General features: G+C 73.5%; 9 protein-coding genes. 3 read left to right on the top strand and 6 right to left on the bottom strand.

Annotated elements, in window-relative coordinates; translation table 11 throughout:
* Nucleotides 1-37: 37 nt before the first annotated feature.
* The 4 genes from ACFV2J_RS00930 to ACFV2J_RS00915 form a co-directional block, all read right to left on the bottom strand.
* Nucleotides 38-1,186, bottom strand: coding sequence for a M1 family metallopeptidase (locus ACFV2J_RS00930; RefSeq protein ID WP_385437019.1), 1,149 nt, complete (start codon nt 1,184-1,186; stop codon nt 38-40).
* Between the two features lie 190 nt (nt 1,187-1,376).
* Nucleotides 1,377-2,237, bottom strand: coding sequence for an ABC transporter permease (locus ACFV2J_RS00925; RefSeq protein WP_385096246.1), 861 nt, complete (start codon nt 2,235-2,237; stop codon nt 1,377-1,379).
* On the bottom strand, nt 2,197-3,168 hold the full coding sequence (locus ACFV2J_RS00920; RefSeq protein WP_385436828.1) for an ABC transporter ATP-binding protein: 972 nt from the start codon (nt 3,166-3,168) through the stop codon (nt 2,197-2,199). The genes ACFV2J_RS00925 and ACFV2J_RS00920 overlap by 41 nt, the downstream gene beginning before the upstream one ends.
* Nucleotides 3,165-3,620 carry a MarR family winged helix-turn-helix transcriptional regulator gene (locus ACFV2J_RS00915; RefSeq protein ID WP_385096240.1) on the bottom strand — a complete coding sequence of 152 codons (456 nt, stop codon included), beginning with the start codon at nt 3,618-3,620 and terminating at the stop codon, nt 3,165-3,167. The genes ACFV2J_RS00920 and ACFV2J_RS00915 overlap by 4 nt, the downstream gene beginning before the upstream one ends.
* Nucleotides 3,621-3,819: 199 nt before the next feature.
* Between ACFV2J_RS00915 and ACFV2J_RS00910 the strand changes: the two genes are divergently transcribed.
* A complete protein-coding gene (locus tag ACFV2J_RS00910; RefSeq protein ID WP_385436826.1) occupies nt 3,820-4,725 on the top strand; it encodes a Gfo/Idh/MocA family protein in 906 nt (301 codons plus the stop codon).
* Nucleotides 4,726-4,794: 69 nt separating this feature from the next.
* On the opposite strand, the gene ACFV2J_RS00905 is transcribed toward ACFV2J_RS00910, so the two are convergent.
* Both ACFV2J_RS00905 and ACFV2J_RS00900 read right to left on the bottom strand, forming a co-directional pair.
* Nucleotides 4,795-6,147 (bottom strand): MFS transporter, encoded by a 1,353-nt coding sequence (locus ACFV2J_RS00905; protein ID WP_385436825.1) that lies wholly within the window; start codon nt 6,145-6,147, stop codon nt 4,795-4,797.
* Nucleotides 6,148-6,263: 116 nt separating this feature from the next.
* Nucleotides 6,264-6,875 (bottom strand): LysE/ArgO family amino acid transporter, encoded by a 612-nt coding sequence (locus ACFV2J_RS00900; protein WP_385096926.1) that lies wholly within the window; start codon nt 6,873-6,875, stop codon nt 6,264-6,266.
* Nucleotides 6,876-6,944: 69 nt separating this feature from the next.
* On the opposite strand from ACFV2J_RS00900, the gene ACFV2J_RS00895 reads away from it, so the two are divergent.
* Together ACFV2J_RS00895 and ACFV2J_RS00890 are read left to right on the top strand one after the other, a co-directional pair.
* Nucleotides 6,945-7,862, top strand: a complete 918-nt coding sequence (locus tag ACFV2J_RS00895; RefSeq protein WP_385437017.1) for a LysR family transcriptional regulator ArgP — start codon at nt 6,945-6,947, stop codon at nt 7,860-7,862.
* 310 nt (nt 7,863-8,172) lie between these two features.
* On the top strand, nt 8,173-10,719 hold the full coding sequence (locus ACFV2J_RS00890) for a SpoIIE family protein phosphatase (RefSeq protein WP_385436822.1): 2,547 nt from the start codon (nt 8,173-8,175) through the stop codon (nt 10,717-10,719).
* Nucleotides 10,720-10,776: the final 57 nt, after the last annotated feature.

The raw sequence follows: 10,776 nt of genomic DNA, 5'->3' as shown, positions 1-10,776 counted from the left end.
CGTGCGCGTGTGTCTCGTGCGCGCGGGCCCGCGTGCTCTAGGGGGGGTGCGGTTGGGGGGGCGCGGGGGGGGGGGGGGGGCCCCCCCCCCACGCCCACAGGTCGTCGCCGGCCGGCTTGGCGTACAGGGCGTCGAAGGCCCGCTGCGCACTCCTGCCGCCGTGCTGCTCGGTGTACAGCCACTCGGCGTACGTCGCGAAGCCCTCGTTGAGCCAGATGTCCTTCCAGGTGGTGAGGGCGACCGAGTCCCCGAACCACTGGTGCGCGCTCTCGTGGACGAGGGTGCTCAGGTCCGGCGCCGAGTCGTACAGCGGCCGCGTCTGGGTCTCCAGCGCGTACCCGACCTGCGGAGCCCGGTCGACGACGGCCCCGGCGGCGCGGAAGGGGTAGGGGCCGAAGACACCGCTCTCCCAGGCGAGCACGGAGGGCAGCTTCTTCAGCACGGGCGCCGCGGCACTGGCCTCCCGGGGGTCGACGGCGTTGTACACCTCGAGACCGTCGGGCGTGGTGTACTGCTCGACCTTGAACTTGCCTACCGTCGCGGTCGCGAGGTAGGAAGCCATCGGCTCGGACTGCCGCCAGCGGAAGGTGGTGCGGCCGTGGCTGGTCGTCCGCCCGCGCGGAACGCCGTTGGCCACGGCGGTCGTTCCGTCGGGAACGGTGATCGTGAAGTCGTACGAGGCCTTGTCCTTGGGGTGGTTGTCGGCGGGGAACCAGGTCATGGCGCCCTGCGGCTCACCGGCCACGAACGCGCCGTCGTCGGTGGGGATCCAGCCGTCCGGGGAGCCGTCCGGGTCGGTGACCGGCTTGGGCGTGCCCGAGTAGGTGACGGTGACCTTGAACTCCTGGTTCCTGCGCAGGGAGTGGCGCGGGGTGATCACCAGTTCCTGTCCGGCGCGGCGGTAGGACGCCTTGGCGTGGTCGACGGTGACGCCGGTGACCTTCAGCCCAGAGAGGTCGAGGTCGAAGCGGGTCAGCCGCTCGGTGGCCCGGGCGGTGAGGACCGCCGTGCCGTCGAGGTGGCGGCTGCCGGGGTCGTAGCCGAGGGTCAGGCCGTAGTGCCCGACGTCGTAACCGCCGTTGCCCGCGAGCGGGAAGTACGGGTCCCCGGCGCCGGAGGTCCCCACGGGACCGGCCGCCGCCGGACCGGCCGCGACGAGCAGTGCGGCGACGGCGGCCGGGATCACGGCGACGACGGCCTCCCGGCGAAGGACGCCACTGCGTCTGGTGACCTGCTGCGGGCGTGACGTCACGTTGACTCCTCCTGTGCGACAGTGATCACTGACGCACAGCCTAAGAGCCCGCCCGGCCGGAATCCCTCTCCATCCGGTCAAGTTACCCGGCGTGGCCGGCCTCAGGAGGTCCCGCTCCTCCGGGTCAGCGGGCCAGGCGGCCCAGCAACGACGAGGCGGACAGGATGCCGAGGGCCGCGGCCACGACGAGGACGCCGTAGTCCAGGGCCAGGTGCGCGTGGGTGCCGAGCAACAGGCCGCGCAGCGCGTCCACTTGGTAGCTCAGGGGATTGATCTTGCTGACGGCCTGCAGCCAGCCGGGCATGACGGCCACCGGGTAGAGGGCGTTGGAGCCGAAGAACAGCGGCATCGTGATCGCCTGGCCGATCCCCATCAGCCGGTCCCGGGTGAGCACGATGCCCGCGATGGTCATCGAGAGGCAGGAGAAGAAGGCGGAGCCGAGGACGACGGCGACCGCGACGCCGAGCAGCCGCAGCGGGTTCCAGGTCATCCCGACCCCGAGCAGCGCGGCGATGACGACGACCACGACCGCCTGGATCAGCGCCTTCACCCCGGCCGCGAAGGCCTTGCCCGTGATGAGCGCCGAACGCGGCGTCGGTGTGACGAGGAGCTTGGTGAGGATTCCGGCGTCCCGTTCCCAGATGATCATGATGCCGTAGAAGATGGCGATGAACATCGCGGACTGGGCGATGATGCCGGGCGCCAGATAGTCGAGGTAGGGGATGCCGCCGGTGGGTATCGCCTTGATCCGGGTGAAGGTCTCACCGAAGATCAGCAGCCACAGCGCGGGTTGCACCGCCCTGGTGTACAACTCGGTCCGGTCGTGGCGGAGTTTCTGCAGCTCGACGGCGCACATCGCGCCGACCCGGGCGGGCAGCACCCGCCAGCCGGTACGGGCGCGGGGCGGGACCACGAGCAGGTCGAGGCCGCTCGGGTGGACGGGTTCAGCCGACGCGGGACGCGGTACGGCGGGTGCTTCGGACATCGCTGAAGTCTCCTGACTGGTCGTCGAGGCCGCTGCCGGCGATGTCACGGAAGACGTCCTCCAGCGTGGGCTGTGCGCCGCTTTCGGCACCGCGCCGTTCGGCGAGGCCCGTCCTCAGCTCGTCGGGGGTGCCGAGGGCGCGGACGCGGCCGCGGTGCATCAGCGCGACCCGGTCGCAGTACTGGTCGGCCTCGTCCATGTAGTGGGTCGTCACGAGGACGGTCATCCCGGTGGCGGCGCGTACGGCGTTGATGTGCTCCCACACGCTCGTCCGCGCGATCGGGTCGAGACCGATGGTCGGCTCGTCGAGGATCAGCAGCCGGGGCGCGCTGACCAGTGCCTGGGCGAGTTCGAGGCGGCGGACCATGCCTCCCGAGTAGGTCTTGGCCAGCCGGTCGGCGGCGTCGACGAGGTCGACCGCCGCGAGTGCCTGGCCGACGCGAGCCGCGCGCTCCCGACGGGAGACGTCGAAGACGCGGGCGAACAGCTCCACGTTCTCCCGGCCGGTGAGCCCGGAGTCGGCGGAGAGCTGCTGCGGTACGTAGCCCAACAGGCGGCGTACCGCCATGCGTTCGCGGGCGGCGTCGTGCCCGAAGACGCGGACCGTGCCGGCCTGGACCGGCAGCAGTGTGGTGATGCAGCGGATCGCCGTGGTCTTGCCGGCGCCGTTGGGCCCGAGCAGTCCGAACACCTCGCCGTCGCGGACGGAGAGTTCGAGTCCGTCGACCGCGGTCGTGTCACCGAAGGCGTGGACGAGCCCCGTACAGGTCACGGCGTCCGTCCGGGAGGCCGCCGCGGTGTCGGTGTCCGTCACGGCGGCCCGCGTCCCGGGGCCACCGGGCACGGCCGGGGCGGGCCCGGCGTCCGGTCCCGCGGCGGTCGCTTCCCCGCCGCGTCCGGGGTCCTTGTCACCGGTCCTGTAGCGCGTCATTTCTCCTCGGCCTCCTCGTGCAGGTTCGCCGCCAGCTTGCGCAGGGCCGGAAGAGCGGCCTCCAGGGCCGCGCGGTCGGCTTCGTCGAGACGGGCGACCTGGTTCCGTACGAGGGCCGTGCGCCGCTGTCGCCAGTCGCGCAGCCGTGCGTCCGCCGCCGGTGTGGGCATGAGCCGGGCGGCCCGCCGGTCGGCCGGGTCCGTCTCCCGGATCAGATAGCCGTCCCGCGCCAGATGGTTGACCAGCGTCGAGACCGAATTGCCCGCCAGGTACAGCTCCTTGGCGGCCTCGGACACACCGATGCCCGGACGTGCCACGACCAGGCGCAGCAGGTCGACCTCGGCGCCGCGCAGCCGCGGGGCGGTCAGGCCGCCGCGCAGCCGTCGACGGATCAGCCGCTGCACCCCGGCCAGGGCGTCGGCGAGTGCCTCGGGAAAGCTCTCCGGTTCCACACGACGAGAATAGCTCTGTGTCAGAGGTAATTCGCAAAAGGGAGGGTCAAGAAGGGGGCTTGCGGGCTCTAGCCACGTCCTCGGTTGCGCGCGCGGCCGCCTCCCGGCCGACTCGGTGACCACTCCCCCTGGTCGGAACGACCACCTCGTGATGGAGTTTCCCCACCCGACGCCGGGCACCAGCCGAAGGAGAACCCCAGTGACCGCGACAGCAACCGGCACCTCGCTTCCGTGGCCCCATGAACCCGTCAGGGTCGGTCTGGTCGGCGCCGGGCCCTGGGCCCGGGCGGTGCACGCCCGCGTCCTCGCCGCCGGGCCCGAGACGCGGCTGACGGCGGTGTGGGCGCGACGCGCCGAGGCCGCCCGCGAGACGGCGTCGCCCTACGGGGCCGGTACGGCAGCCCGTTTCGAGGAACTGCTCGACGGCTGCGAGGCGGTCGCGTTCGCCGTGCCGCCCGCGGTGCAGGCGGAACTCGCGCCCCTCGCCGCGAAGGCGGGCAAGGCTCTGCTGCTGGAGAAACCGCTCGGGGCCGACCTGGCATCGGCGCGGCGGGTCGCCGACGCCGTCGCCGAGGCGGGCGTCGTCTCCCAGCTCGTCCTGAGCAACCGCTACCACCCGGCGACCCGGGAGTTCCTGAGCGCGGCGCAGGACGTCGAGATCACCGGGGCGCGCTCGTGTCTCCTGCACGGAGCGTTCCTGGGCGGCGAGTTCGCCACGTCCTGGCGGCTGGAGCACGGCGCCCTGCTCGACCTGGGTCCCCACCTGCTGGATCTCCTGGACGCGGCCGTCGGGACGATCGTCCGGGTCCGCGGGACGGGCGACCCCCGCCGCTGGATCGAGCTGACCTGTGAGCACGCCGACGGGGCCGTCAGCCAGGCCTCGTTGTCGGGGTCGGTCGACATCGAGGGCGGCAGCACCCGGATCGAGCTCTTCGGGCCGCAGCCGCCCCTGGTGTTCGACACCGCCGGGCGCGACGACGAGGAACTCTGGCCGGTACTGCGCCGGGAGTTCGCGACAGCCGTGCGCACCGGGGTGTCCGGACCACTGGACGCCCGCCGGGGGCTGCACCTGCAGACACTGATGGACCAGGCGACGCGGGGCTGACCTCGCTCGGCGGGCCGGCCGCGGGGCGCGGGCCGGCCGGGTCCCCGGCCGGCCCGGGCACCCGGCCGGTCAGGCCGTGTAGCGCCGCAGCGCCGGTGTCGCGGCGGCCAGACCCAGCGTGGCGACGATCACCAGCAGACCGCCGCCCGCGACGGCCGTGCGGGCCCCCAGGAGCGAACCGGCCGTTCCGTGCAGGACGTCGGCGAGGCGCGGGCCGCCCGCGACCACCACGGTGAAGACTCCCTGCATCCGGCCGCGCATCTCGTCGGTGGCGGCCGACAGCAGGATCGCCCCGCGGAAGACCATGGAGACCATGTCGGCGACGCCGGCGGCCGCGAGGAACGCCACGGCCACCCACAGACTGCCGCTGAGACCGAACCCGGTGATGGCGGCGCCCCAGGCCAGCACGGCGACGATCACCATCAGCCCGTGCCGGCGCGCACGGGAGAACGTGCCCGACATCAGTCCGCCGACCACCGCGCCGATGGGGATCGCGGCGAACAGCAGTCCGAGCGCGAGGCCCTCGCCGTAGGGCGCGTACGTCTCGGCGGCGAGCTGCGGGAACAGCGCCCTGGGCATACCGAGGACCATCGCGATGATGTCGGCGAGGAAGGACAGCAGCAGCACCTTGTGCAGGGCGATGTAGCGGAACCCGGCGACGACCTCGCGCCAGCCCGCGCGCCGGCCCAGCACTCCGGTCAGAGGCGGCAGCGAGGGCAGCCGTACGACCGCCCACACGGTGACGCACAGCGCCAGCGCGTCGATCAGATACAGCTCGCTCAGGCCGATCACCGGGATCAGCGCGCCGGCGAGCAGGGGTCCGGCCACCAGGCCCGTCTGCATGACGGTCGAGCCGAGCGCGTTCGCCGCGGGGAGCTCGTCCTCGGGGACCAGCCGGGCGATCGACGCGTTGCGGGCCGGCGCGTTCAGGCCGAAGAAGGCCTGCTGGAGGGCGAGCAGGACCATCAGGACCAGGACGGAGCCGAGTCCGGTGACGGCCTGTATCCAGAAGAGCAGCGAGGTGACGGCTATCCCGGTGTTGGTGACGAGCAGCAGCTTGCGCCGGTCCATGCTGTCGGCGACCGCGCCGCCCCACAGAGCGAAGACCACGAGCGGCAGCAGACCGGCGAGGCTCGCGTAACCGACCCAGGCCGAGGACCCGGTGATGTCGTAGATCTGCTTGGGGACGGCGACGGCGGTGAGCTGGCTGCCCACCGACGTGACGATGGTGGAGGACCAGAGCCTCCGGTACGCCGGGCGCCGCAACGGGCGGGTGTCCATCGTCCAGCGACGCCAGCCGCTCCGGTCCGGCTGCCCGGGGTCCGCCGCGCCGGCCGGCCCGTCCCCCGGTTCCGGTGCGTCGTCCGTGCCGTCCGTACTGCTCCTGCTCGTGTCCACGACCGTCCTGGCTGCTCGATACATCTTTCGGTGTCAGGGTTCACTATCGCGGAACGGGAGCGTTCGGAGTCCCCATGGGTCCCGTGCCGCCCGTCACGCCCGTCGCCCGGGGTCCGTCCCGGGCGCGTGGCGTACGTCGCTCAGGCGCCGGCGATCAGCAGGGTCCCCATGCCGATCATCGTCGCGGCGACCAGGGCGTCCAGCACCCGCCACGACGAGGGCCGGGACAGGAAGCGCCCGAGCAGCCTGGCGCCGAAGCCCAGCGCGGCGAACCAGCACAGGCTGGCCAGCGCCGCCCCGAGTCCGAAGGTCCAGCGGAGCGGGCCGCGGTCGGCCGCGAGGGTGCCGAGCAGGAAGACGGTGTCGAGATAGACGTGCGGGTTGAGCCAGGTCAGCGCCAGACAGGTGAGCACGGTCCGCCGCCGCGAGCCCGCGGAACCGCCCGCCGCCTCCAGCGCCGTGGGACGGAGCACGCGCCGGGCGGCGAGGGCTCCGTACACCAGGAGAAATCCGCCGCCGACCAGGCCGACGACCGTGAGCGCCTCGGGCCGGGCCACCACCAGCGCGCCGACACCGCCCACTCCCAGCGCGATGAGCGCCGCGTCGGACACCGCGCAGATGCCCACCACCGCGAACACCGCGTCGCGGCGGATGCCCTGGCGCAGCACGAAGGCGTTCTGGGCGCCGATGGCGACGATGAGCGAGAGGCCGGTACCGAACCCGGCGGCCGCGGCGGTGAGGACGTTGGTCATGGCCACGACGTTAGGAAAGCTGCTGTCAAGAGTACAGCTAAAGATTCTTACGTATCATTAGCGCTCGTGATGACGGAACTCCCTCTCGACCAGGTGCGCACCCTGCTCGCGGTGGTCGACGAGGGCACCTTCGACGCGGCGGCCGTCGCCCTGCACGTGACGCCCTCGGCCGTCAGCCAACGCGTCAAGGCGCTCGAACAGCGCACCGGACGGGTTCTTCTGATGCGGACGAAACCGGTGCGCCCGACCGAGTCGGGCGAGATCGTCGTGCGGTTCGCGCGCCGGCTGGCCCGGCTGGAGCGCGACACCCGGGCCGAGCTCGGCATGAGCGAGTCCGGGGAGCCGACGCGGCTGTCGATCGCGGTGAACGCCGACTCGCTCGCCACCTGGTTCCTGCCCGCGCTCACCCGCGTCCCGCGCGAGCTGCGGCTCTGCTTCGAACTGCGCCGCGAGGACGAGGACCACACGGCCGCCCTGCTGCGCGAGGGGGCGGTGATGGCGGCGGTGACCTCGTCGCCCGACCCGGTGGCGGGCTGCTCCGTCCGGTCCCTGGGCCGGATGCGGTACCTGGCGGCGGCGAGTCCGGGCTTCGCCGGGCGGTGGCTCGACGCCGGGGCTGACACGCCCCTGCACGACCTGCTCGCGGACGCCCCGGTGGTGGTCTTCGACCGGAACGACGACTTCCAGGACGACTTCGCCGCGGGTCTGCTCGGTGGCCGCGGAGCGAGCCCCATGCGGCACTCCGTGCCCACGTCGGAGGGGTTCGTCGACGCCGTCGCCGCCGGGCTCGGCTGGGGGATGGTGCCCGAGGCGCAGGCCGGGCCGCTGCTGCGCGCCGGACGGCTGGTCGGGCTCGCCCCGGACCGGGCCGTCGACGTCCCGCTGTACTGGCAGCAGTGGAAACTCGACTTCCCCGCGCTCGCCGTGGTCGCCGAGGCCGTGGAGTCCGCCGCCGCGGAGGCGCTGAGGCCCGCGTCGCCCTCCTGACCCACCGCGCCGGCGGTCCGGCAGCGCGGCCGTCTCCGCGCCGGCCGCCCCGCGACCCGGGACCGGGAACACGCCGCCGGAGCGAGGACAGCGGGGCACATCGGTCGGAAGCGGGCGGGAGACATCGTCCAGGGACTCCTCGCCGGGGCGCGGGCAGGGTATCTTTCCCGCTGGGCCGAGCCGAGTACGGCTGAGTGAAACCGAGGCCAATGAAAAGCGACCGGCGCGGGAGGCGTCGACGTGCGGGCGGGTCCCGCCGAGGCGCATTCTTGCTGTGGTCACCTGACGGCAGGCGGACGAGGACAGACCGATGACTGGGAGCGCCGAGCCAGCCGACCAGGCGCTGGATGGCCTGGCCGTCCTGCTCAGCGGGTCCGTGGCGGACGCGATCCGCGCGGCCCGCGGCTTCGCGGGGGGCGTGTACCTGCGCACGCGCACCCCCGGCCTGCTGAGACTGGCCGTACTCGCGGGCCTGCCGCACCAGTTGTTCCGTTCCTGGTGGCGGCTGCCCCTGGACCGGCCCTTCCCCGCCGCGGACTGCTACCGGCAGGGCACGGAGGTGCTGCTCGCCGACGCGACGGAGACGATGCGCCGTTATCCGCAGCTCGCGGCCGGTCTGCCGTTCCAGTTCGGCTCGCTGTACGTACCCGTGACGGGCTCCTCGACCTCCTTCGGCGTCCTGACGGTGCTGCGCCCCGCTGCCTCGGACGCCACCGACGTACTGCCGGACCGCGACCGGATGACGGCGGTGGCCGAGAGTCTGGGCACCGTGCTGTCGGCCTGGGAGAAGGACGGATCGGAAGTCACCTGGGACAGCGAGCCGTTGTGCGTGCGCCCGCCGGCCGACGGCCCTGCCCCGCGGTGCGCCGGACGGTTCGCCTGGGACCCGGCCGGCGGCACGGTCACCGCGGACGACGCGCTGCGGTCCCTGCTCGGTACCGGTGCCAGGGGCTTCCCCGGGACACCGGAAGCGCTCGCCCGGGGGTTGGGCCCCGGCCATCCGCACGCCCTGCTCGCCGCGCTGCACGAGACGGCCGCCGGACGTCCGCCCGCCCATCCGCTGCCGCTGCACACCTTGAGCGGCGGCCTGTTCCTGCTGCAGCTGTCGCCCGCGCACGACGCGCTCGGCCCGCCGTCCCGGGTCCACGGGACGGTCGTCGACCCGGGCCCCGGTCCGGCCGCGGCCGGTGCGGCCGACCTCCTCCCGGAGGGCGTGTTCGCGCTGGACCGGCTCGGGTCGATCACCTACGTCAATCCGCGCGCCGCCGAGCTCCTCGGCCGGCCGCACGGTGAACTGCTGGGGCGACCCCTGTGGCAGGCCGTGCCCTGGCTGGACCAGCCGTCCTACGAGGATCATCTGCGCGGCGCGCTGCTGTCTCCGGAGCCGGTGCACTTCCAGGTCGCCCGCCCGCGCGAGGGACGCCGGACCGCCCTGGCGGGTCGGGGGGACACCTGGCTGACCCTGTCGGTGTACCCCGGCCCCCGGGGCCTGACGTGCAAGCTGATCCCGATGGGGCGGCTCGCCGACACCACCCGGGCCGCGGAGGCCGCGCCACTCGTCGTGGGCTCGCGGGCCGACGCGGCACCCGCCCTCGGAACGTCCGTGTCGAGCGTCACCACGGCGGGGCTGTACCACCCCATCGTCCTCGCCATCGCGCTGTCCGAGGCGGTGACCGCCCGTCAGGTGTCCGAGGTGGTGATGCGGGAGCTGCTGCCCGCGTTCGGCGGACGGCGGCTCGCCCTCTACCTGTTGCAGGATCGGCGGCTGTACCTCGCGTGGGAGACCGGATTCCCCCAGGGTTTCCTCGCCCCCTTCGACGGGGTGGGGCTGGACGCCAAGCTGCCCGGAGTGGAGACGCTGACCTCCGGACGGGCCCTGTTCTTCGAGTCGATGCCCCGGCTGGAGTCCGCCTATCCCGGTATCGCCCTGGACGCCAAGGTGGGTGCGCGGGTCTTCCTGCCGCTGATCGCCTCGGGCCGGCCGGTCGGCTCCTGCATCCTGGGCTTCGACGGTCCGCGCGACTTCAGCACCGAGGAGCGCGCGGTGCTGACGGCGCTCGCCGGACTCATCGCACAGGCCCTGGAGCGAGCGCGGCGCTACGACTCCGAGGCCGCCCTCGCCCGCGGACTGCAGGAGGCACTGCTCCCCCACCGGCTGTCGGCACACCCCCAGGTCGAGACGGCGGGGCGCTATCTGCCCGGCACCGAGGGCATGGACGTGGGCGGCGACTGGTACGACGTGGTGGAGGCCGGCGACGGACTGGCCCTGGTCATCGGCGACGTCCAGGGACACGGCGTCCAGGCCGCCGCCACCATGGGCCAACTGCGCAGCGCCGTGCGGGCGTTCGCACTCGGCGACCACGCGCCGGACGAGGTGATGAGCGGCACCAACCGGCTCCTCATCGACCTCGATCCCGGCCAGTTCGCCAGTTGCTGCTACATCCGGCTCGACCCGGTGACCGGCATCGCCCGTGCCGCGCGCGCCGGACACCCGCAGCCGCTGTTGCGCCACCCCGACGGCCGCGCCGAGGTCCTGGACCTGCCCGGCGGTGTGGTGCTCGGCGTGGACCCGCACGCCCGCTACCCGGTGACGGACCTGCGCCTGGAGCCCGGCGCCGTCCTGGCCCTCTACACGGACGGCCTGGTCGAGAAGCCCGGCACCGACATCGACGACGGCATAGAGAGGGTGCGCGCGAAGCTGTCCGGGGCGGGCACCCCGCATGCCCGCCCCGGCGCCTCCTCGCTGTCCCGCGCAGCCGACCTGCTGACCGAGGAGGCCCGGCAGGCCGCCGAACGCCCCGACGACATCGCGCTGCTGCTCACCACCCGCCGGTCCCGGAGCGACCACCGCCCCTGACTCCACCGGGTCGGTGACCGCCCCGTCTCCGGTCGGGGGGCGCCGGCCGCTCCGTCG

The organism is Streptomyces sp. NPDC059668, assembly GCF_042734135.1.
GTDB lineage: Bacteria > Actinomycetota > Actinomycetes > Streptomycetales > Streptomycetaceae > Streptomyces.
The sequence above is the reverse complement of the archived record's forward strand: the minus strand, read 5'-3'. Positions and strand labels throughout refer to the sequence as shown.